This is a genomic window from Rhodoferax sp. LS1R11, assembly GCF_056521395.1.
Genome location: NZ_JBWMAW010000001.1, coordinates 279570 through 303254, shown reverse-complemented (window position 1 = coordinate 303254; position 23685 = coordinate 279570). Strand labels below are relative to the sequence as shown.

20 protein-coding genes and 1 riboswitch are annotated in these 23685 nt (G+C 55.7%); of the genes, 16 read left to right on the top strand and 4 right to left on the bottom strand.

Features of this window, described 5'->3' with window-relative positions:
* Nucleotides 1-43: 43 nt before the first annotated feature.
* Entirely contained in the window at nt 44-694 is a 651-nt protein-coding gene (locus AC097N_RS01445; RefSeq protein WP_479578948.1) for a DNA-3-methyladenine glycosylase family protein, read from the bottom strand.
* A gap of 43 nt (nt 695-737) precedes the next feature.
* On the bottom strand, nt 738-2114 hold the full coding sequence (gene cysS / locus AC097N_RS01440) for a cysteine--tRNA ligase (RefSeq protein ID WP_479578947.1): 1377 nt from the start codon (nt 2112-2114) through the stop codon (nt 738-740).
* A gap of 180 nt (nt 2115-2294) precedes the next feature.
* Between cysS and AC097N_RS01435 the strand changes: the two genes are divergently transcribed.
* From AC097N_RS01435 to AC097N_RS01415, 5 genes are all read left to right on the top strand, one after another.
* Nucleotides 2295-3365: a L,D-transpeptidase Cds6 family protein gene (locus tag AC097N_RS01435; protein WP_479578946.1), complete on the top strand. Its 1071-nt coding sequence runs from the start codon at nt 2295-2297 to the stop codon at nt 3363-3365.
* 66 nt (nt 3366-3431) lie between these two features.
* The gene (locus AC097N_RS01430) at nt 3432-4670 is read left to right on the top strand and encodes a L,D-transpeptidase family protein (RefSeq protein ID WP_479578945.1); all 1239 of its coding nucleotides are present in this window, start codon (nt 3432-3434) and stop codon (nt 4668-4670) included.
* Nucleotides 4667-5353 carry a peptidylprolyl isomerase gene (locus tag AC097N_RS01425; RefSeq protein ID WP_479578944.1) on the top strand — a complete coding sequence of 229 codons (687 nt, stop codon included), beginning with the start codon at nt 4667-4669 and terminating at the stop codon, nt 5351-5353. The genes AC097N_RS01430 and AC097N_RS01425 overlap by 4 nt, the downstream gene beginning before the upstream one ends.
* A 3-nt stretch (nt 5354-5356) precedes the next feature.
* The gene (locus AC097N_RS01420; RefSeq protein ID WP_479578943.1) at nt 5357-5863 is read left to right on the top strand and encodes a peptidylprolyl isomerase; all 507 of its coding nucleotides are present in this window, start codon (nt 5357-5359) and stop codon (nt 5861-5863) included.
* A gap of 1 nt (nt 5864) precedes the next feature.
* On the top strand, nt 5865-6743 hold the full coding sequence (locus AC097N_RS01415; protein WP_479578942.1) for a UDP-2,3-diacylglucosamine diphosphatase: 879 nt from the start codon (nt 5865-5867) through the stop codon (nt 6741-6743).
* A gap of 348 nt (nt 6744-7091) precedes the next feature.
* Here the strand turns inward: AC097N_RS01415 and AC097N_RS01410 are convergent, their stop codons facing one another.
* Nucleotides 7092-7247 (bottom strand): hypothetical protein, encoded by a 156-nt coding sequence (locus AC097N_RS01410; RefSeq protein WP_479578941.1) that lies wholly within the window; start codon nt 7245-7247, stop codon nt 7092-7094.
* Nucleotides 7248-7263: 16 nt separating this feature from the next.
* A complete protein-coding gene (locus AC097N_RS01405) occupies nt 7264-10029 on the bottom strand; it encodes a DUF349 domain-containing protein (protein WP_479578940.1) in 2766 nt (921 codons plus the stop codon).
* Nucleotides 10030-10906: 877 nt separating this feature from the next.
* Here AC097N_RS01405 and AC097N_RS01400 point away from each other — a divergent pair.
* The 11 genes from AC097N_RS01400 to AC097N_RS01350 all read left to right on the top strand — a co-directional run bounded on the left by AC097N_RS01400 (nt 10907) and on the right by AC097N_RS01350 (nt 23652).
* On the top strand, nt 10907-11773 hold the full coding sequence (locus AC097N_RS01400; RefSeq protein WP_479578939.1) for a transglycosylase SLT domain-containing protein: 867 nt from the start codon (nt 10907-10909) through the stop codon (nt 11771-11773).
* Nucleotides 11774-11818: 45 nt separating this feature from the next.
* A riboswitch (ZMP/ZTP riboswitch) is annotated at nt 11819-11949 on the top strand.
* 47 nt (nt 11950-11996) lie between these two features.
* Nucleotides 11997-13241: a serine hydroxymethyltransferase gene (gene glyA, locus AC097N_RS01395; protein WP_479578938.1), complete on the top strand. Its 1245-nt coding sequence runs from the start codon at nt 11997-11999 to the stop codon at nt 13239-13241.
* Between the two features lie 10 nt (nt 13242-13251).
* Complete coding sequence (gene nrdR / locus AC097N_RS01390) at nt 13252-13701, top strand: transcriptional regulator NrdR (protein WP_479578937.1); 450 nt, start codon at nt 13252-13254, stop codon at nt 13699-13701.
* Between the two features lie 113 nt (nt 13702-13814).
* Entirely contained in the window at nt 13815-14453 is a 639-nt protein-coding gene (gene pilV / locus AC097N_RS01385) for a type IV pilus modification protein PilV (protein WP_479578936.1), read from the top strand.
* Nucleotides 14450-15508, top strand: coding sequence for a PilW family protein (locus AC097N_RS01380; protein WP_479578935.1), 1059 nt, complete (start codon nt 14450-14452; stop codon nt 15506-15508). The genes pilV and AC097N_RS01380 overlap by 4 nt, the downstream gene beginning before the upstream one ends.
* Nucleotides 15492-16118 (top strand): pilus assembly PilX family protein, encoded by a 627-nt coding sequence (locus tag AC097N_RS01375; protein WP_479578934.1) that lies wholly within the window; start codon nt 15492-15494, stop codon nt 16116-16118. The genes AC097N_RS01380 and AC097N_RS01375 overlap by 17 nt, the downstream gene beginning before the upstream one ends.
* A 16-nt stretch (nt 16119-16134) precedes the next feature.
* Complete coding sequence (locus tag AC097N_RS01370; protein ID WP_479578933.1) at nt 16135-20712, top strand: pilus assembly protein; 4578 nt, start codon at nt 16135-16137, stop codon at nt 20710-20712.
* Nucleotides 20713-20716: 4 nt separating this feature from the next.
* Complete coding sequence (locus AC097N_RS01365) at nt 20717-21220, top strand: type IV pilin protein (protein ID WP_479578932.1); 504 nt, start codon at nt 20717-20719, stop codon at nt 21218-21220.
* Complete coding sequence (locus tag AC097N_RS01360) at nt 21217-21786, top strand: GspH/FimT family pseudopilin (RefSeq protein WP_479578931.1); 570 nt, start codon at nt 21217-21219, stop codon at nt 21784-21786. Before AC097N_RS01365 ends, AC097N_RS01360 begins: the two co-directional genes overlap by 4 nt.
* A 51-nt stretch (nt 21787-21837) precedes the next feature.
* A complete protein-coding gene (gene ribD / locus AC097N_RS01355; RefSeq protein ID WP_479578930.1) occupies nt 21838-22950 on the top strand; it encodes a bifunctional diaminohydroxyphosphoribosylaminopyrimidine deaminase/5-amino-6-(5-phosphoribosylamino)uracil reductase RibD in 1113 nt (370 codons plus the stop codon).
* Between the two features lie 57 nt (nt 22951-23007).
* Nucleotides 23008-23652 (top strand): riboflavin synthase, encoded by a 645-nt coding sequence (locus tag AC097N_RS01350; RefSeq protein WP_479578929.1) that lies wholly within the window; start codon nt 23008-23010, stop codon nt 23650-23652.
* The last annotated feature ends 33 nt before the right edge of the window (nt 23653-23685 follow it).

The window sequence follows — 23685 nt, the reverse complement described above, 5'->3', positions numbered from 1 at the left end:
CAGCGTGGGCGCTGCAGAGCGCTGCGCCTTGTCCCGCCAAATTTCAATACTCTACCGGCACCGGATCAAGCGAGCGCCAAATATACCAAGTTGCCACACTGCAGTAAGGCGCCCAGGCGGCGGCGACCTCACGGGCATCGCTGCGGCTCACCACGTCACCTGAAAAATAGCTTTGACTGATGCCGTTGATCAGACCCACATCGTCAAGCGGCAACACGTTCGGCCGCATCAGATGAAAGATCAGGAACATTTCGGCCGTCCAGCGGCCAATGCCGCGGATGGCAATCAGCTCAGCGATGATAGCTTCGTCGTCCATGCTCTCCCACGCCTTGACGTGGACCGCACCATTGTCAAAGTGCAGCGCCAGATCGACCAGGTACTCGACCTTGCGGGCACTCAAACCAGCCGCACGCATGTCGTCGACCTTGAGTTTGAGCACGTTGGCGGCGGTGATTTTTTTGGGCAACAAGGCAAAGCGGTCCCACACCGTCTGCGCGGCCTTGACGGAAATCTGCTGCCCCACAATGCTTCGCGCCAGCGTGACAAAAGCATCGCCCCGGGTCTGCAGGCAGGCGTCACCAAACTGGGGAATGAGCCGCTTCATCACGCGGTCTTTCTTCATCAGATGCTTGCAGGCGTCCGCCCAATAAGCAGGGGTAGCGACAACTGGCGCTACGATTTTAGGAGCTATCATCGCACGCTGCTCTTGGGCCAGAGGCCAAAACACTTAAAAAACGTCACGACACAGACTCCCAGGTTGTTCCTTGGGCAGAGTCCTTCAGGACAATGCCCTTGGCCAGGAGTTCCTGGCGAATACGGTCGGCCTCAGCAAAATCTTTGCCCACCTTGGCGGCCACACGTTGAGCGATCAGGGCGGCAATGGTCGACTCGTCCAATGTGGCACCGGACTGCAAGAAATCCTTGGGATCCCCCTGTAGCAACCCAATGCAACCACCCAGCGCCTTGAGCAAGCCCGCCAGTTCGGGTGAGCGGGTCTTGTTGACTTCGGTCGCCAATTCAAACAGCACCGCGACGGCTTCAGGCGTGCCAAAGTCCTCGTCCATCGCCACTTTGAATCGTTGCGCAAAAGGCTGCGACCAATCCATGCTGACCATGACCGGCGGCACCAGATCCAGCGCGGTGTACAGGCGCTTGAGCGAGTTACGGGCATCGTCCAGGTGGGCATCACTGTGGTTCAAGGCGCTGCGGTAATGCGCACGGATGATGAAAAACCGGGTGGTTTCCGCATCGAAGCGAGCCAGGATGTCGCGAATGGTGAAAAAGTTGCCCAGGCTTTTGGACATTTTTTCGTTGTCGCGCGTCACAAAGCCGTTGTGCATCCAGACGCTGGCCAGGGGTTTGCCTGTGGCACCCTCACTCTGGGCGATTTCATTCTCATGGTGGGGAAACTGCAAATCAGCCCCGCCGCCATGGATGTCAAAAGTGTCACCCAGCATCTCGCCACACATGGCCGAGCACTCGATGTGCCAACCAGGGCGGCCTTTGCCGTATTCGCTGTCCCATTTGGCTTCTTCAGGCTCGGTCGCTTTGGCGGTCTTCCAGAGCACAAAATCAAGCGGATCGTCCTTGCCGTCGAGCACGGCTACACGCTCGCCAGCGCGCAACTCATCAAGCGACTTGCCGCTGAGCTTGCCGTAGCCAGGGAACTTGCGAACGGCGTAGTTCACGTCACCGCCCGCAGACTGGTAGGCCAGGCCTTTTTGAGTCAACTGGCCGATGAGTGCCAGCATTTGCGGCACAAACTCAGTCGCCCGGGGCTCAAAGGTGGGGCGCTCGATGCCCAGCGCATCGGCATCCTGGTGCAGCGCGTCCACCATCCGGTCGGTCAGGGAGCGAATGGTTTCCCCGTTCTCCACGGCGCGCCGGATGATTTTGTCGTCAATGTCAGTCACATTGCGCACATAAGTGACCCGCAGGCCACTGGCCCTGAGCCAACGCTGGACCACATCAAAAGCAACCATGGAGCGGGCGTGGCCCAGATGGCAAAGGTCATACACGGTCATGCCGCAGACGTACATGCGCACGTGGCCGGGCTCAAGTGGTGTCAAGGTTTCCAGTGCACGCGACAGCGTGTTGTAAATGCGCAAACTCATGGATGTATCGGACGGCGGCCTCTTGGTGTTCAAGCTGATGTTGACCCAGGCACGGAGGTAATGGAACGGTAATAAGAGGGCTCTTAAAAACACCCTCTCGGCTACAATGACACCCAGTATAAAGCCCTGCCTGCCTGCTTTCTTCGGCAATTTTTTACCCAGCAAGAACCCAAAAGCTACATGAAGCACGCCCACTCTGCCATTTTCAATGCCCTTCGCCTGCTCATGCTGGCGGCTGCCTGTATCAGCTCAAGTGCCTTCGCAGACGAGTACGGTGATGTCAACCAACTGCTTCGTGCCAGCAAGTTCCCGGAGGCCATGAGCAAGGCAGACGCCTACCTGGCAGGCAAGCCGCGTGATCCGCAGATGCGCTTTCTCAAAGGTGTGATTCAGCGCAGTTCCGGCAAGCAGGCGGAAGCCATCACAACCTTCACCAAGCTCACGGAAGACTTCCCTGAGTTGCCTGAGCCCTACAACAACCTGGCCGTGCTATACGCCGGCCAAAGCCAGTTTGACAAAGCCCGCGTAGCGCTTGAAATGGCGATCCGGACCAACCCCAGCTATGCCACGGCGCATGAAAACCTGGGCGATGTGTACGCCCGGCTTGCCAGCCAGGCCTACAACAAGGCACTGCAGCTTGACGGCGCCAACGCCGATGTGCAGCCCAAACTGGCGCTGATTCGTGACCTGTTCCAACCCAATATCAAGAACCAGGCCCCCGCAGCGGCACCAGCCGTTCTGGCAGCCGTGGTAGCCAAGCCGACAACGCCTGCACCAGCGGCGCCTGCCACGCCAGTGGTTAAACCCCCGGTCGTGGCGGCCACGCCAACTCCGGCGCCAGTGGCAGCCCCCACGCCGACTGTTGTGCCAGCGCCTGTTGCTGCGTCTGCCAAACCGGCGGTGGTCGACAGCGCCGCCAAGGACGTGGAGGCCGCAGTACGAGCCTGGGCCAAAGCCTGGTCTGGCAAAGACGTATCGGGCTATTTGAGCGCCTACGGCAAGGACTTCGACCCCACCGGCTCGCAATCCCGCAGCGCGTGGGAACAGGAGCGGCGCCAGCGCATCAATGGCAAATCCAACATCAGCGTAAAACTGGAGAACCTCGCGATCTCGGTGAACGGCCACAAGGCGGTCGCCAAGTTCAGGCAAGATTACCGGGCCGATGCCTTGGTGGTATCGAGCCGCAAAACGCTTGACTTGGTGAAAGCGGGTGATCGTTGGCAAATTGCCAAGGAATCGACTGGAAATTGATAGCGGCTACCAGGTCACGGCCAGCTTTGCTGATCGCCGCGGCGTCACTTTTCGCCTGATGCAGCAATGAAGCGGTATTTATTCGTTCTACCCCTGATCGCCTTGGTTGCGCTCACGACAACGGCAGCCACGGCTGTCAGTCCAAAGACCAGTGCTCAGGCCCATGCAACCGCCACACGAAAAAAAGGCGTGGATGTCGGTGCAGCGGAAGCACGCCTGATTGCCGTCTACCAGCTGGTGGCCAAATCGGAAACACGTGAAGCGCTGACCCAAGCCGAAGCATTGGTGCGCGACTACCCCCACTTTCAACTGGCCCAACTGGTCTACGGCGACCTGTTGGCCGCCCGTACCCGGCCTGTTCGCACCCTCGGTGACGTACCAGAAGCCATGCTCAAAGCGGGTGCGCCGGTGCTCGGAGAGTTGCGCGATGAGTCGCAAATGCGTCTCAAGGCCTTGCGGGAGCGACCGCCACAAGGCGCCATCCCCTCGGAGTTTTTGACACTGGGGCCCAACAACAAACACGCGATTGCTGTGGACGCCTCGCGATCGCGCCTTTACCTGTTTGAAAACAAGCCCACGGGCCTGACGCTGGTTGCTGACTATTACGTCTCGGTCGGCAAGTCGGGCATCGAGAAAAACATCGAGGGTGACTTGCGCACCCCGCTGGGCGTGTACTTCATCACCAGCAACCTCGACCCCAAGTCTTTGAAAGACTTTTACGGTTCAGGCGCGTTGCCCATCAACTACCCCAACATTCTGGATACCAAACGCGGCAAAACCGGCAGTGGGATCTGGCTGCATGGCACGCCTCCCGGTCAGTTTTCACGCCCTCCGCTGGCAACCGACGGTTGCGTGGTACTGGCCAACCCCGACCTCAACCAGATCATTCGAACGGTTGAAGTGCGCACGACGCCGGTGGTGATTTCCAAACAACTGAATTGGGTCACACCGGGTAGCGCCCGCTCGGCAGGCAAACCTTTTGAGGTTGCTTTGGCGGCATGGCACCGCGCCAAATCCAGTGGCAATGTGGACAATGTGCTTGGCTTTTACACCGCCGACTTCAATGGCAATGGCAAGACGTTGACGCAATGGACGCCCGCTTTACGCGACGAACTCAACAAAATTCGCGGGCGCTCCATTCAACTCAAGGACCTCTCCTTTCTGCGGTGGACGGATTCAGCAGACACGATGGTGGTTACCTTTGGTGAGGTCGCCGAAGGTGCCCGCACAGGCCCTGTCAAGCGTCAATACTGGGTTCGGCAAGGCAACCAGTGGAAAATATTTTTTGAAGGAGTCATTGGATGATTTTTAGACCATTTTCGACTTTAACCCGCGTCCTTATTTCGGGAGTAGCTACTATTTCGATAGCAACCAGCAGCTTGGCCCAGGTGGCTCCGCAAGTCAAATTTGCCACCTCAGCCGGTGATTTTGTGGTCGAAGTCTACCCAGACAAAGCGCCAAAAACCGTCGAAAACTTCCTCCAGTACGTCAAAGACAAGCATTACGACGGCACCATTTTCCACCGAGTGATCGAGAACTTCATGGTGCAGGGCGGCGGGTTTGATGGCAAATTTGCCGAAAAGAAAACCCGTGCACCCGTGGTGCATGAGGGACAAGAAGCGCTGGCCAAAGGCGGGCCGAGAAACGTCATCGGAACGCTGGCCATGGCAAGAACCAACGACCCCCAATCTGCCACTGCGCAGTTTTTCATCAACGTCAAAGACAATGGTTTCCTTGATCCCATCGTCATCCCGCCCGGCGACCCCGTACCCAAATTTGAGTACCAGGGTCGGGTCTACGAAAAGACACCCCGGGCCAACCTGGTCAATGCCCCTCAATTGTTTGGCTACACCGTGTTCGGTAAAGTGATCAGTGGCATGGATGTGATCCAGAAAATCAAAACCACGCCCACTGGCGCTGGCGGCCCTTTCCCGACCGACGTTCCCAAGACACCCATTCTTATCAATTCTGCAACCCTGGTGAAATAAATCATGAGCAACCCACAAGTCGAACTCCACATTGCCAACTACGGCGTCATCACACTCGAACTCGATCAGGAAAAAGCGCCTAAAACGGTCGCCAACTTCTTGGGCTATGTGAACAAGGGCCACTACAACAACACGATTTTTCATCGCGTGATCCCGGGCTTCATGGTGCAAGGTGGCGGCATGGAACCTGGCATGAAGGAAAAGCGTGGCGATAAGGCCATCGACAACGAAGCCAACAACGGCCTCAAAAACCTGAACTACACCGTGGCCATGGCCCGCACCGGTGACCCACACTCGGCAACGGCCCAGTTCTTTATCAATGTGGCTGACAACGGCTTCCTGAACCACACCGCGATCTCGGCCCAGGGTTGGGGTTATGCGGTATTTGGCAAAGTGATCAGCGGCACCGAAGTGGTCGACAAAATCAAAGCCGTCAAGACTGGCCGCAAAGGTCACCACGATGACGTGCCAGCAGTTGACGTGATCATCGAAAAGGCCGTGGCCCTTTGACATGACCCCGGCAGTGCCGTCGAAGCCGGGGGCGATACCCGCCCCGCCCTCGCCGGTACTGCGTGCGCCCCCGGATTGGCGCCAGCTTGATTTCATCTCCGACCTGCACCTGCAGACCGGTGAGATGAGCACTTTCGATGCGTTCAGGCGCTACATGCAGACAACCCAGGCCGATGCGGTTTTCATCCTGGGTGATCTGTTTGAGGTGTGGGTGGGCGATGACGTGCTCGCGTATGCCGACGACGGCAACGTTGCTCCGTCATCTGCTCCTCAAAACTTCGAAGCCCTCTGCGCCCAAGTGATCAAAGACACGTCGCGTCGCAAGCCGGTTTTTTTCATGCATGGGAATCGCGACTTCTTGCTGGGCTCCGCATTTGCGAAAGCCTGCGGCATGACGATGCTGTCGGACCCCACGATTCTGGAGTTTGCGGCCCAACGTTGGCTGTTGTCCCATGGCGACGCTTTGTGCCTGGATGACACGGACTACATGCAGTTTCGCAGCCAGGTGCGCAGCACACAGTGGCAAGCGGAATTTCTCGGCAAACCCCTGGCCGAGCGCCAGCAGATCGCCCGTGCACTGCGCCTGCAAAGCGAGACGCGCAAACACAGCGATGTGACGTACGCCGACCTGGACGAAACCGCAAGCTGCCAATGGTTGAACAGCGCGCAAGCGGCTACCTTGATTCACGGGCACACCCACAAGCCCGCAGAACATGCCATGCAAAACGGCACGCGAACGGGATTGCGCCGGATTGTCCTCAGTGACTGGGACGCCGCAGCGACACCTCCACGCCTTGAAGTCCTGCGCATCAGTCAATCGTCGGGGGATGAGGGAAGCACCGCGACGGTTCGGCGCCTTACCGTCGACCAAACAGCCTGACATCCCGCAGTCTTGCATCGCGGATGGACAGCGCGAAACCGCTTACAACTGAACGTCGTCGATTTGCAGCGGGTGAGCGTACCGGAACGAATGGTGAGATTCTCCAACTCATCCGACGTCAGAAACTCGGTTTGTACCCGTCCACATGGCTCGATATAAGCGTCGGCAATGTTGACCGTCTGGCTGTGAATGGCGGCATAGGCGGCCACCAGCGAGTCGTTGGGGGCACCCGCGGCGTCAACCAACGGCAAATCAGGAAAACTGATGGTAGACCCGGACGTCCCCCCATGGCAATCTGCAGTGAATCGGTCCGGAGAATCTCAAATCGCAAGGTTTGAGATTCCTCCATCATGCGGTAGAGCGTCCCCCATCCGCGTTAGTGATGGTTTTTGCGGCCAGCAAGATACGTTCAAGCAAGCGGGTGATGTCCCGCTCTTTGGATAAAGAAGCGCCGATGTCATTGAGTTGCTCAAGCCGTTTGAGCAAACCATTCGCAAAATCCATCTTTGCCCGCTTCCGCCTACGGCTTGAGCAATAGCTTCAGCACCGTTTGCAGGCGGCGGGCCACCCCGGCATCAAACCCGCTGCCCAACACGGCAGCGGCGTCCTGGCCCCAGGTTTGCACGGGAGCCGGATCATTGCGTTTGGTCAGCAACTGCAGCTGCAATGCACGACGCGCATTGAGGTGTTCAGCGGGTGTGGGCACTTCAGACGCCATCTCGAGACGCAAAAGGGCGACGCTGGCGTCTCCAGCAGGTACCTGAGCCAGTGCTTTGGTCCATGCGCTGCGGGTGGCCGCGGTCACACGGTTGCCCAGGTCCTGCGCTGAAGGAACCTGAGCCGCATCGCGATGCTCCCAGGCACCCAGCAACTGGGTGAGTGCCTCGCCGTGCGCCTGCGCAGCCAGCCGGCGCAGCGCCAGTTGAGCGTGCTCCATCGCATCGCGTTGGGCTCGAAATGCGGTGTCGCCCAAACGGGGAGCGTCACTCCAGCCTGCCGATGAACCATCCCGGCTATCACGACGTGGTCCACGCTCATCAGAGCGTCCCGAGAAACCGGTATCGCGCGGGCCGCGGTTGCCGTCTCTGGCGCCGTCACGGCCACCGTCTTTGCGGTCACCAAACTTGCCGCCTCGTGCCGGGAGCGCGGGTTCGGTCTTCTTCATACCAGGCCGGTCATCACCACGCACGGCAACCACAGGTTTGGGCACCGCTTTGGGTGGCACAGGCGCCTCAACAGGGACCGCTACCGCGTCCGGTTGAGACAACAACACGGTATCTTCAAAATCAGAAATCGGTAGATCCACTACATTTTCGATAGCAGCATCCTCAGATTCCACCTGGGCTACAGCCGCAATTGCCACTGCTTCAGCGGCCTGCACGGCCGCTTTGGCCTGAGCTTGACCGCGCAAGGCAGCGTCCAATGCATTCATGGCATTTCGAATGCCTTGCGCGTCGCCTGCAGCATTGGCAGCTTCCAGCGCCTTGGCGGCATCCAGCACGGTGCGGTCACGCTCACCCAAGGCGGCATCCGCTTTCTCGCGTTCTGCCGTCTTGCGGTTGAACGCCTCGTCGATCGGTTTGCGAAAGGCGTCCCAGAGTTTTTGCTCTTGGCGACGGTCCATCGGCACCACATGAGTCTCGGCCTGCCAACGTTGCTGCAGGGCCTTGACGGCGTCAATGCGCAACTCGGGTTGCGCACCCAGCACTTTGGCCTCCTCAATCATGGCCTGGCGGGTCGCCAGACTACGTTTTTGCAAAGCCTCAAGCGGCGCTGCAGCGGTGTTGATGGCGGCTTTCCACAAGGGCTGCAATTCAGCAAACGCTTTTTCACCCACGTGGCCACCATCGCGCCAACGGTCGCCAAACTGATGAAGCAGGCGGCTGAAGCCTTTCCAGTCATCATCCAAAGCAGTCGTGTTGGCGGCCGCCCAGGCAGTCACTTCCTCAATCAACGCCACACGCTGGGCACGGTGCTCGGCAGACTCGGCCTTGACCTTCTCCAACCAGGCTTCCACCACTTTATGAGCTTCATTGCAGGCGTCGTCAAAACGTTTCCACAGGCCGTGATTGGGCACGCCACCCTGGTCGGTTTGTTTCCACTGATCACGCAACGCGCGCAAGTTTTCCTGCATCTTGCGTCCGCCCATTGCCTGGCCTTCGGGACGCTTTAGCAAGCCTTCGGCCTTGGCCACCAATTCTTCCCGCAACTGATCGGCGCGCCAGCGCTGCCACCCCTCCAATTCACCCGCTGCAGCTAACGCAGCATGGGCCTGGTTTTCCAACTTGTCATCAATGATCTTGCCAAACTCCTTGAGCGCATTGCGCAAGGCCGCAGCGGCTCCGGCACTTGCCTTGCCATGACCTTCGCCCACCTCTTGCTCCACTTTCGATAGCGCATTCCGCACAGTGGCTATGGCTTTGGCCTTGATTTCAGGGTCAATCTGCGGTTTTTTGGGCTTGGCAGCGGGCTCCATCGGCACACCACGCAACACACGCAATTCATCAGCCCAGACGGGCACCGGCGGCAAAGGAGCAGCGGCATCCGCGGCAGCCGCAGAGGCCTGCGCCAAGGCGGTATTGAAAGCGTCCCATACAACCAGCAACTGCGCCTTGGAGGCGTCCAGCAGTGGCGGATACTTGGCCTCAACACTCGCCCAGTTCGCATCACTCAGAAGGGACGTTGCCTGCGCCTGCCAGTGATTCACATCAGCATGCAGTGCTTCAACCACGGCCTGCGCGTCGCGCCAGGATTTCGTGGACAACACTTCAATGCGCTGGGCCAGCAACACAGCAGCTTCACGTTGCACCTGCACGCGATGCTGCAAGTCTTCAATGACCTTCACCCGATCACTGAGTTGCCCTTTGAGGGTGCTCAATGGCTCCTTGCTCAATGGCGCGCCAGCCTTGGCGGCGTCACGTTGCCATGCCATGGCATCGGCAATATTGAGCTTGGCGACCGCGAGCAAAGCCTGCGCTTTGTCCGCCCATTCCTGCGCAATGGATTCTTGCCCTTTGCTACGCTTGATCTCATCGAGCTTTTCACGCAAGAGCTTGGCAGCGCCTTTGTCCTTGCCACTGATTTCCTTGAACACGGCCTGAATCTGGTCCGAGGTGGGCGAACCGGCGAGCCAGTCGCGGATTCGGGTGGTGCGCTCGGTAGAGGTATGGGCAGAAAATGCCCCCCCCGTCAACGCGTCCAACGGATGAGGTTCGTTTGTTTTGGCTGGAATTTGTATCACTTCGGGGGCTTCAGCAGTTTTATTGAGGGCAAAGAAAGGGAACATGAGTCGCACAAACTAGGTGTTGATCCCCGTCGGATTAAGACGAGGCTAAATCGCTATTTTCGCCGCTATTTGCCTCATCGGCAAAAAGTCTGTTGAATGACAGGCTCTGTGAGTCAAAAGAGACTCGTAGAGTAGTGGCTTGCGATGAGACTGGCACGTCCCATTTTGCCTGCGCAAGGGCTTATGGGCGTAAAAAGTCCACAAAGATCGCGGTCCCCTTGCCTTTCAAGAGAGCTTGTACAGACAAGTTGACGCCAAAAAACCACGCTCAAACCTCAGACAAAAGAAAGCCCGGTCACCTGGCAAATGCCAAACAATCGGGCTCGACAGCGGACACGAAGTCCATGCCATCATGGCTTCACACATTAGAGAGGGTAAGGTCCCAATGTGTAGGGAAGCAAACGATTGCCTCCACGTTTTGCCGGGATCGCTTCATCACTGCCACCCGAGGGTGTGGACTGGCTACTGCCGACGTACGCTCGTCGTGTGACAAGCAAAGCAAGTATAGGCAGGCGGCGCAAAAATTCAACCATCGATATGAATCAAGAGCAAAGAGACGCACCTCCGCTTTGCAAGATCAGCTCATTTTTTTGCGCTTTTTTGTGCAAAAAACAGGCTTCTTAATTCAATTTATAGAATAACAAATCTATTTGTTATTGTTGACTGGATATATTAAGTCACCCTAGAATCCGCCCATCCCAGACAGAATCTAGGGATTACCCGCATCGCTGCCGACCCCCGGCATATTCAAATCTCTGCACAGCACGTGAAAGAACCCGCAGGATATTGATAGCGTACCAACCCAAACGAGGTGCCGCGAAAGTTGCCTCACTGCTTGCAGTGCAACCCGCCAGCCCGCGCGAACGAAGGAAGAGCTATGACCGCGTCAACAAAATTCACCAAGGGCCTGCGAACTTTCGCATCCGACATCGCCCAAGGTTTCTTTGAAATCACCCACAACAGTTTTGCCTTGATCGGGCTGGCCGTTATTTTTGTCCTCATCACACTGACCGCCCGCCCTGAGCTTCGCGAGATTGGCGAAGTCAAGTTGTTCAGCTGGTTGCAAACCCGTCAGGCCCCTGCAGTCGTCATGGATGGCGAGATTGACGCCATCGATCGCGCCACCGCAAGCAATCCACAAGACTTGCCCAAACAACAGGCCGCTGTTGCCTACTGGCTAAGCAAAAAATACAGGGTCGCGCCCGAACCCTTGAGCGCCCTGGTCGCCGAGGCTTACGACATTGGCATCCACACCAAGCTGGACCCCACTCTCATATTGGCCGTCATGGCAATTGAATCGGGCTTCAACCCATTTGCACAGAGCCCTGTGGGTGCCCAAGGCCTGATGCAGGTCATGACCAAGATTCACAGTGACAAATACGAGAACTTTGGCGGCAAACTGGCCGCTTTCGATCCGCTGACGAATCTGCGCGTTGGGGTCAAAGTGCTGCAGGAATGCATCAGCCGCGCTGGCTCCATGGAGGGTGGACTCAAATATTATGTAGGTGCCGCCAACATTGAAGACGACGGCGGGTACGCGGGCAAAGTCATGGCTGAACATGCACGCCTTCAAATGGTAGCGACAGGACGTGCGGTGCCGCTCGTTGCACCGCTGACCGCACCACAAGCAATTCGTGTGTCCGCCACACCCATAGTTCCGGCAACGCCGGTCAAACCAGAAGAAACCCTTGAACGCGGAACTGAAGGCCATACTGAAAAAGTTGCGGCTGTCTTCAGTTCCTGAAATTTGGCAGCAATCGCGTATCGAGCCACCTTGCTCAGTTAAACTCGAACGGCACGCGACTGGCGATAGGCGCCCAAGCTTTCAGGGCTTGGGACGCTGAAGTGGGGACACCACGGGGAAGCGTGCCGCATTCCTATCTAGGTCAATGTGATTAGCCGTTCGCCTGGGCAGCCCTGGTTTCATTTTTTAATGATCCACAGGCCCAATGTCTTTGAGGACTGCCATGTACGACCGTCATATTCTTATCGAACAAACCGATCCCGAGATTTTCGCAGCCATTCAAGCCGAAAACGCCCGCCAAGAACACCATATTGAACTGATTGCAAGCGAAAACTACGCCTCGCCTGCCGTGATGGCAGCCCAAGGCACACAGCTGACCAACAAATACGCAGAAGGCTATCCAGGAAAGCGCTACTACGGCGGCTGCGAGTTTGTCGATGTGGCTGAACAGCTTGCAATTGATCGCGTCAAACAACTGTTTGGCGCCGACGCAGCCAATGTCCAGCCGCATTGCGGTGCGTCGGCCAATGAAGCCGTGTTCCTGGCGTTTTTGAAGCCTGGCGACACGATCATGGGCATGAGCCTGGCCGAAGGCGGTCATCTGACTCACGGCATGGCCCTGAACATGAGCGGCAAATGGTTCAATGTTGTCAGCTACGGCCTCAACGACAAGGAAGAGATTGACTACGAAGCCATGGAACGCAAGGCCCATGAAACAAAACCAAAACTGATCATTGCAGGCGCATCAGCCTACAGCCTGCGCATCGACTTTGAACGATTCGCCAAAGTTGCCAAAGATGTTGGCGCGATCTTCATGGTGGATATGGCTCACTATGCCGGACTGATTGCCGCAGGCGTGTACCCCAATCCCGTGCCGTACGCTGACGTTGTAACCTCAACTACCCACAAAAGCCTGCGCGGCCCCCGTGGCGGCATTATTTTGATGAAGTCGCAGCATGAAAAAGCGATCAACAGCGCCATTTTCCCAGGCTTGCAAGGCGGACCGCTCATGCACGTGATTGCGGCGAAAGCCGTTGCATTCAAGGAAGCCCTTGCCCCTGAATTCAAACTGTACCAGCAACAAGTGCTAAAAAATGCACAGATCGTGGCAGATACATTGACCGGCCGCGGGCTGCGCATCATCAGCGGCCGCACAGAAAGCCACGTTATGTTGGTGGACCTGCGTGCCAAAGGCATTACGGGAAAAGAAGCCGAAGCCGTGTTGGGTGCAGCCCACATGACGATCAACAAGAATGCCATTCCCAATGACCCTGAAAAACCAATGGTTACCAGCGGTGTGAGAATTGGTACGCCAGCCATGACGACCCGCGGCTTCAAGGACGAGGAAGCCCGTGTGACAGCCAACTTGATAGCCGACGTACTGGACAATCCGAGGGATGCTGCCAATATCGAAGCAGTGCGCGCCAAAGTTAACGCCTTGACAGCACGCTTCCCGGTATACCGCTAAGACTTGATTGATGAAGTGCCCGTTTTGCAGTCATTCCGAAACTCAGGTTGTAGAGACCCGGATTTCTGAAGACGGGGACTCCATCCGTCGCCGGCGTCAGTGCGCTTCGTGTGAAAAGCGCTTTACCACCTATGAGCGACCGGACGTCGCTTTCCCGGCCATCGTCAAAAAAGATGGCCGCCGAATTGAATATGAACGCGCCAAACTCATCGCCTCCATGAAGCTGGCGCTGCGCAAACGCCCCGTCAGCACCGAGCAGGTAGACAGTGCCATCGAACGCATCGAAGAAAAGCTGCTGAGTCTTGGGGTCCGGGAGCTGCCTTCCGCCCGCATTGGCGAACTGGTCATGCGAGAACTCAAGAAACTGGACAAAGTGGCTTATGTGCGCTTTGCCAGCGTCTATCGAAGTTTTGAAGATATTGATGAATTCAAGACTTTGGTGGATGAGGTGAGACGGTAGACGCTCTCGTTTTCAACCAGCGTTGCCAATCAAGCGGCCAAAGGGTCGTATTGAGCAGACTAGCGGTTGCTTCTGCATGGCTTGACGGACTGACTTGAATTTAAGATTGGCTCATGCGATCTACCAAGTCAATTTTAGCCAGTAAAACGCATTTTTACCTCGCGAGGCGCCAGACAAAAGCAGCTTATGGGTTCTCGCTTATTGAGGTTCTGGTTTCGATTGTTGTGTTGTCGTTTGGTCTGCTGGGCATGGTGGGCATGCAGGCCGCGTCTTTGCAGGCCAACAGAGACGCGCGTCTCCAATCGTCAGCTGCGGTGCTTGCGCGCGAGCTCGCAGAGATGATTCGTGGCAACAAAAATATCGGCATTCTGCCAACTGCAACAAATCCTTATATTGGCTCATTTGTCACGCCCTTAACACCAGCAACCTCTTCTTATTGTCTGAGCGTAGCAAGCACGACAGCGGCTTGTGCAAATCCAACCGAGATTGCCAGAGCCGAAATGACGGAGTGGCTTGCCAGGGTTGACGCAGAGCTACCGGGTGCACGGGTCGACATTTGTTTTGACCAAGCGCCATTTGACGCCAATGGCCTCCCACGCTGGGCATGTTCAGCTGGCACAAGCGGCGTGATTGTGGTAAAAATTGGTTGGACTCGCGGCTCAACAAACCGTTCTCAAACAGGAAGTGCAGCGCTGGAGCGGGCAACAATACCATCCATCATTTTTCCCGTCACAGCAGGGAATGCAGCATGAGATCACGTGATTTAGCGCTCTCCCAAGCTCGCTCACTGAACATCTGTAAACGGTATTTGGCAAGAAACACTCAGTACGGTTTGACCTTGGTTGAATTGCTGGTGGCCTTGGTTATCAGTTTGCTCATCGCATTGGCTGCTATTTCTGCACTTACTGTCTCCCGGCAGGGCTTCAACACGGTGGATGCATCATCACAACTTCGCGACAACGGCCGATTTGTCAACGATCTCCTTCAGCGACTTGGCGTGCAAAGCGGCTTCAAAGACCGCATTCACGCAGCGACACAGCCAACCTTGAATCTGACGGGTGCCCCTGTTAACCCACTGCCTAATATATTTGGGTTCAATAACGCACTTTTCGCCAGCAGCCAAATTACGGCCACTCCTCGAACGGGTGGAGTGACCGGATTCGGCAGCGATGTATTGATATTGCGTTACCAAACAGTAGAAACGTTCCCAGGCTCAGTCAAGGCCGATGGATCAATGATCGATTGCGCGGGCAACGCGTCATTGATACCACCTGTAGATCGCAACGACAGAAATATAAGTGTCATCCATGTGGACATGAGTGGAGGTGAACCGTCTCTGATGTGCAGCGTAATTGGCCCATCAGGGAATTTTTTGACACAGCCGATTGTCCAAGGGGTAGAAAATTTTCAGGTCTTATATGGCACTGATGGTGTCACAGCAGGTGTTGCCCCACCTGCCAGTGCTGCGTCAGCCGCTGCCATCTCCGATTCAGTCCCTGATCGCTACTTCCGCGCAGACCAACTGACGGTTGCGGGAGACGCCATCGGCACCAATGCCAACTGGCGGCGGGTACGCTCTATCCGCATAGGCTTGGTGTTGCGGGGACCCGAAAACTCTCAACAAGAAAGAGTTTCACAAACCTTTTATCCTCTCGGTTTAGCCAGGAACTCCAGTACAGGAGCCGTGGGATCGGCCATGTCAAACATCACTGATGACCCGGGCACTGTCTTCACACCCACTCCCGATGGACGACTGCGGCAAGTGGTTACCTTCACGGTGCATTTGCGCAATGACCAAGGTTTATGAAGTACCAGGTGAGCCCATGACAAGTACCCACACCCGCCTCAATTTACCTGTGTCGACTCAGCGTGGTGCCTCGTTGATCATGGTTATGCTGATCCTCGTCGTTGTCTCACTTTTAGGCGTGGGTGGGGCACAGATTGCATTAATGAGTGAGCGTGGTGCGCGTAACGACCGCGACCAACAGGTAGCGTGGCAGTCGGCCGAAGCGGCATTGATTGACGCGGAAATCGACATGATTGGCTCCACATCCACACGCCGAACCCTGTTTGACGGGGAAACTGTGAGCGCATTCGTTGCAGGTTGCGGTACGTCTGGTACAAGCATCGGCCTTTGCGACATTACCATGAGCGGCAAGCCCGCATGGTTGACTGCCAACTTCACGACGACGAGTTCGAGTGCGCCGACTACTGCACTTGGCACGTTTACCGGACGCACGTTTGCGGCGGGTAGCGTAGGCGTGCAGCCAGCAAAGGTGCCGCGCTACATCATTGAATTGGTGCCCGACCCGGTTGGCTCCAAGTCCAACCCCACATACTTGTATCGCGTGACCGCGATGGGATTTGGTCCACGCGAAGACATTCAAGCGGTGTTGCAAATGCTTTATCGAATTTAATGACGACAGGGATGCCATGCAAACGAACAAAACCCCCAATGCGCCCAACGCCTCGGCAACAACAAGTATTCAAGCAAGCATTGACCGACTGTCAGCCCATCCCAAATTAAGCGCGCTTCGCAAACGCAGCATCTTGTGGCTGCTTGTTCCGGTAGTGGCTGCAGCTTCATTCATGGCCATCAGCGGCAGTACAGCACCCAGCATCCCCGCCATCGCCTTGTCCGCCGATCCACTGTATGCGACGGCTACAGGCGACAAACCCGCTTTGGCACTGGCACTGTCCGTTGAGTACCCTACAGTGGGGGCACAGTACGTGAGTGGTTCGAATACTGACAATACTTATACCAATTACGACTCGCTCAAACCTGACGGATACCTTGGCTATTACGACGCTGAAAGTTGCTACACATACAACAACGCACCAACAGAAACCCCAGTTGCACCACAAACAACAGCCGACTTCAAACGCTTTGATCGCAGTGGGCCAGCCATAGCGCTGAGTGCACCCGACACCACAATGCCTTCAAGAACCAGCCGGATGTGCGCCAACGCATTTAGTGGAAATTTTTTGAATTGGGCATCCAATTCCGCTATTGACATGCTTCGTCTGGCTTTGACGGGCGGTGATCGGTATATAGATACGCCACCAGTATTGAATGCTTCAGGCCAAATCGTGGCACCAGCTTTGACGATATTGCAGCGGGCGATGATTCCAGACGGCAACCCTATTTGCATGTGGAACAGTTCTAACTTTCCAGCAAAGCAGTTAGCGCAAAGTGGGGGATCTTCGGGCCAACCCTATTACGGCGCAGTTCCTACGGCTATGCAAACGGCAGCCAGTGGCGACATCTGGGTTGGCAACACACTCAACCGCATTTATTTTGGTACTGCACCGGGTGGTGGATGTGGCAACACGGGCAGTTACAAGTTGGGTGGCGGATCCTCCGCCCCCCAGATTGGCCCAATTACCTATAAAACATCATCACTACCTAGCGGGGCAAGCAATTGCGCATCTGAGAACAATCCATGCAGTTTTACGGGCGTAAAGGAAGTATGGTACGGCGCCAATTCGGGAGGGACAAATAAATGGTATGTCGCCCCGGCATCCAATGGGGTGTCCTGTGCAAACTCCGTTTTTGGTGATCCTTGGCCCAACGTTGGAAAAGCGTGCTACACAGTCGCCTACGCAGGAACATGGGCACCAACCGGCCCCACAGGGTTGAACTCGGATGGATTTTTTTACTCACGTGTCCAAGTTTGTAATGTAGACAGTGCAGGTGTTTTGCAAGACTCGCGCGATTACGGTTTGTGCAAAAAATATCCCATGGGCAACTTCAAACCCACAGGGGCTATCCAAAAATACAGTGATCAACTCCGCCTGGCAGCATTTGGTTATCTGATGGATCAAACCGCTAGCTACAACAGTGGTGGACGATATGGCGGAGTCCTACGCGCACCGATCAAGTATGTAGGCGGTAAAACATTTGATATCAATGGTGTGGACAACACGCCAACGGGAGGCAACGCAAAGAAAGAGTGGGATGAAACAACTGGGGTATTTATTGTCAACCCGGAGAACGATACAACTTTTGGCAAGAGCGGCGTCACCACTTACCTCAATCAATTCGGTCGCACCGGAACTTTGGGGCTCTACAAAATATACGATCCAGTGGGGGAACTGCATTACGAGGCGCTGCGTTATTTACAGGGATTGCCGCCAAGCGCGGACGCCATTAGCAACATCACCGCTGCAATGTACGATGGTTTTCCAGTCACTACGACCTGGACGGACCCATATGCCGGACGCTCCACGACAGATGACTATTCCTGCCTGAAAAGCAATATTGTTGTGATTGGAGACGTGAACACCCATGATGGTGGCAGACTACCGACTGCAAGTGCCACCGCCAATATTCCGAACATCAGCTCTTGGCGAGGCGTCGTTCAAAGCTTTGAGCGGAATCAATCTACCACCTACGTCGATGGGCAGGGCCAATCGCGCACAACTGGCAATCCAAACGGGTACAACGGTAGCGTTCCCAGCGGCGCGGGAACCAGCCAGATCATGGGCTCAGCCTATTGGGCTCACACCCATGACATTCGGGGTACAAACTGGACAGACACCGCCTCAGGCGGCCCCGGCAAACAGCGGCCCGGTTTGCGCGTCAAAACGTTCACCTTTGACGTCAATGAATACGGGGCACAAAGTAATGTCAACACACGTCGTTACGCCAACCAGTTTTTTATGGCGTCCAAGTACGGAGGTTTCGAGGTGGACCCATCAAACTTGACCAAAAATCCGTACAACACCAAAGGTAACCCTTTCTATCGCGACGATATGACGACTGCGGACAAATACGTCTGGGAGGACACCGACACCAATGCAAGCCGCACGGGTGAGGCTAATACCTATTTCCTTCAGAGCGATGCTAGAGGTGTACTGAAAGCTTTCGATGATATTTTTGCAAGGGCATCAACAACGGCACGAAGCATTGCGGGTGGAGCCATACAGTCAAAAAATTTGGTTCAAACGGGCAATACGATTTACCAGGGCACATTTGACACAGCCGACTGGAGCGGCGACCTTCTGGCGGTTCCTGTTACGGTGAGCTCAACCAATGTTGTCGCCATTTCCAACACACCCACTTGGACAGCGGCAACGAGACTGTCGCTGCTGCCCACGCCAGCCACATCACGCAACATTGTGGTGGGCAATGTGGGGGCGACAAAAAACCCTGTCGCAGCAACCTTTACATGGGCTGGAATAGAAAGCAGTCTGCAGACAGCTTTGGACAAACCGACCCCCACTTCGGCAACTGACGGCTTGGCACAGTCCCGACTGGACTACCTACGTGGGGACAAATCAAAAGAAAGTAACCCTTTCCGTAAGCGCAATACCTTGTTAGGCGACATCATCAACTCAGGTGTTGTGTACTCCGGTGCGCCAACGAGGAGCATCAGCTCCGCCACGTACGCCAGCTTCTATGCAACTAACGCTTCACGCACACCTGCAGTTTTTGTAGGCTCGAATGACGGCATGCTTCACTCGTTCAATGCCACAACAGGAGATGAATTATTTGCGTACATTCCCAGTTGGGTTGCGCCAAAACTGGCTGCATTGACAAACACGACATACGTTAATGCGCACCAAAGCTTTGTTGATGGAACACCTGCGGTGGCGGAAGCACAGGTTGGTTCAGCCGGAACCGTTGCCGACTGGAAAACAGTACTGGTATCAGGCACGGGCGGTGGTGGACAAGGGGTCTTTGCGTTAGACGTGACCAACCCTGCAGCTTTCAGCACATCGAACGTGATGTGGGAGTTCACCCATGATGATGATCCAGACATGGGCAACGTTGTCGGACGCCCACAAATACTGAAGTTTCGTACCAGTGCTTACAGTGCAACAACAGCCACCTACAAATGGTTTGCTGTCGTGGGAAGCGGCGTGAACAGCTATGCCATTGCCAATAGTTCGGGCGACTACGGTACAGGCTATCCAGCTCTGTTTTTACTGGACCTAAACAAAGCCGCTGGTACAGCCTGGTCACTTGGCACCAACTACTACAAGATATCCTTACCGGTCAATGGCGACTTAAGTAATTTGACTTCTGGTTCGCTCACCGCCACCAAAGCGACTGGGTTGATTAACTTTCAGGCCGCATTGGGGACATCAAGGGAAGTGACTCAAATCTATTCAGGCGATTTGCATGGCAACCTATGGAAACTTGATTTTTCCTTGTTTGGCATTGCCAATTGGACGATCAACAAACTATCACCTTTCCAAAGAGGTTCGTCTGCACCGTTCATTCCATATCCGTTGTACACAGCCCGGGATGCATCTGGAAACGCTCAGCCGATCACGATGGCACCAAGTATTGCCTATGGGCCAACGCCCGAGTCGAGTTACTTGCTGTTTGGCACTGGTAAGTATTTGGAAACATCGGACAAGGGTAGCACCGCTCAGCAATCCATATACATGGTTTATGACGATGGCAGCAGCGGTGGCGACACCTTGGTAAGCCCCGCTGTGCGGGAAAGTGCGGTGAGCGGGCGTCAACGACTCAAGCAGGGAACGGCTACCTTCTCCACTGGCTCCACAGGCACTATTTCTGTTCCCGCCTTTACCTTAGGAAGAGCTACAACCAACCTAAATTCTGAGGCCACACGCTCAGGGTGGTATTTTGATTTTCCGACGTCGGGTGAGCGTCAAATCAGCAGCGCTACCGTAGTTGGAGACACTGCTGTTTTTGGCAGCTTGATTCCCGGGGCATCCACCACCAGCGGTAGTTGCTCGGCAGCCGGTGGTGGTGGAAACCAATACACCGTAAAAACTGCAAATGGCAATGGCACGTTCATTAAATCCAAGGTGGGAATCATGGGTGAACCATTGGTATCAGAGGTGACAGGGGCAACGACTTACACGACCAGCGATAGCACGGGACGGCGGACCAAAACGACGACAAACCAAGTCATTCAACTCGGCTCCGGTGGTCTTTCAACCGGACAAACCAGCGGTGAGACAGTTACGGTGACAAGCATCACCGGCAGGCTCAGCTGGCGTCAGATCCACAACTACCAAGATCTAAAGTGAACCCATGAAAAAAAATTCTCAGCATGGGTTCTCATTGATCGAACTCCTGATCGTTATAGCAATCGTTGGTATTCTGGCCGCCATTGCCTACCCGTCGTACCGGAACTCTATCTTGAAAGGAAAAAGAGCCGAGGGGCGGGCTGCATTGGCTGATTTGATGCAACAACAAGAGCGATATATGACGCAAACCAACTGCTATCTCGGCTTCACAACCGCGTCCACCGGGACATCAACAGCAAGCGCTCCATCGCCATCCACTGCTTGCGGTGGTGTCACAGCAATAACGGTACCTTTCAAGAACTTCTCAGGTGACGGCCTGGCTGGCGCTGCTTACCTTTTATCAGCGGATGTCTGCCCAGACGGCGCGGGTGGCACGCTGTCTATTGCCGATTGTGTTCGCGTGGTTGCAGCGCCTATTCAGCCCGACCCAGACGCGGGGTCACTGAGAATGACAAGCACGGGGACCAAAGACTGCACCGGCACCAACACAACCGTTTGCTGGAAATGAAGACCACGAGCAAAGGTTTTACCCTCATTGAGTTGATGGTGACCATCGCCTTGGCCGCGATACTGATGTTGATTGCCATACCGAGCTTCACAAGTTTTCAGCGAAATGCGGAACTGACCTCCGTCACGAACACACTCCTTGCAGGTATCAATGCTGCTCGCGGTGAAGCCATGAAGCGAGGCCGTTATGCCATGGTGGTTCCAAACGACGGCGTCAATTGGAGCAGCGGCTGGATTGTCTTCGTCGATGTGGATCGCTCGGGCACACACAATAGCGGCGACATCGATATTCTTTCAACCTTGCAGCTTCCAAGTTATTTAGTGGTCAACAATGTCGGCAACACAACGGCTGCGAGCCTTTACATCATGTATGACGCGTCTGGATATTCAAAACTTACAACAGGTGCTTTTGGTGCATGGACATTTGAAATTGCACGCAATGATGTATCTGGTACCGCGTTACTAGCTCAAACGCGCCGTCTGAAAATAGCGTCCACTGGACGTGCACGGGTGTGCACACCCCAAACCATCACGGACACAAATTGCTTAGCAACCGTAGCAAATTAGTGAACTTGCTTTTGCAAGTAAGGCAACGTTGAAGATACACCCTTGGAAAATATGAACCAAGAATTTTGCGACCTCGCGGCAGAGTTATCCACGCATTCCCTCCGAATTTCCAATCCCAACCCCCGAGTTGGTTGCGTCATTGTGACCCCAGAGGGCAATTTGATCGGCAAAGGGCACACCCAACAACGCGGCGGTCCCCACGCCGAAATCATGGCGATCCGCGATGCGAAAGCACAAGGCCACTCGCTCGAAGGAGCCACAGCCTACGTCACCTTGGAACCCTGCTCCCACCAGGGACAAACAGGTCCATGCTGCGACGCCCTCATTGCGGCAGGCATCAAAAAGGTTGTGGCATCCATTGCCGATCCCAATCCGCTGGTAGCGGGTCAAGGTTTCGAGCGGTTGCGGGCGGCAGGCATAGAAGTGGTGGTGGGACCTGGCGCCGAAGCGTCGCGCGAGCTCAACATCGGTTTTTTCAGCCGCATGATTCGCAAAACGCCTTGGGTGCGCATGAAAGTTGCTGCGTCGCTGGATGGCAAAACGGCATTGAACAACGGGGCCAGTCAATGGATTACGTCAGACGCCGCGCGGGCTGACGGTCACGCCTGGCGCGCTGGGGCGTGTGCGGTGCTCACCGGCATCGGCACGGTGCTGGCAGACAACCCCAAACTTGACGTTCGACTGGTGGAAACGTCTCGCCAACCTCATCTTGTGGTGGTTGACAGCCGACTGGAAACGCCGCTGGATGCTCACATATTCATAGCTAGCCGCGCACTGTACATCTACGCTGCAGTCCAAAATGATGTAAAAAAAGCCGCATTGGAAGAACGTGGGGCCACGGTCATTTACCTGCCCGGTCCAGATGCCGAGACACGGGGCAAGGTGGACCTGGCTGCCATGATGCGCGATTTGGCGGCACGCGAAATCAATGAATTGCATGTGGAAGCAGGTCACAAACTCAATGGCTCCCTGATTCGGGAGGGCTTGGTGGACGAGTTTGTCGTCTACCTGGCGCCCAAGCTGATGGGTCAAGGTTGTGACATGGCCAGTTTTGGCCCTTTGACGGCGTTGTCTCAGGCGGTTCCCCTCAAATTCAAAAGCACGGACATGCTGGGGCCTGACCTGCGCATCGTGGCCCGAATTCCAGGCCGAGACCGGTTTTAGACGACAAGTTTTCAGCCTGCAGGGGCAACAGTGCCCTTTCCCTGCGAAAATACGGGCATGTTTACCGGAATCATCACCGGCGTGGGGCGCATCGTCGCCGTCCACGCCTTAGGCAGCTCTTCAACCCATGGCAAGCGACTCACGATTGAGTGCCCGCCGTCGTACCTTGACGACGTGGGGCTGGGGGACAGCATTGCGCTCAATGGCGCCTGCATGACCGCGACCTCCCTGGACCTGCCTCAGCGGCATTTCACCGTGGATGTGTCTGCCGAATCGCTGGACAAGACCGCTGGATTCGCCCAGGTCGGCACTGTCAACCTCGAAAAAGCATTGCGTGCACATGACCGGCTAGGTGGTCATATCGTGTCGGGTCATGTGGACGGCATTGGCATCGTGAGCTATTTTGAGCAAGTGGGTGAAAGCTGGGAACTGCGCGTTTTGGCACCCAAAGCGCTTGCCAAATACCTGGTCTACAAAGGCTCTATCACTGTCAACGGTGTGAGCCTGACCGTCAACCGCGTGCAGGACCTGGCTGAGGGGTGCGAGATGAGCATCAACATCATCCCTCACACCGTGCAGAACACGGCGCTGGGCACGCTGCAGGCCGGATCAGAGGTCAATCTGGAGATTGACCTGATCGCACGGTACGTCGAACGCATGCTGACCGCCAATCCGCAGTTGCCGCACACCCTCGTGGTCTGACCGCTGACCTGCCCAAAACATTTCTATCTATTT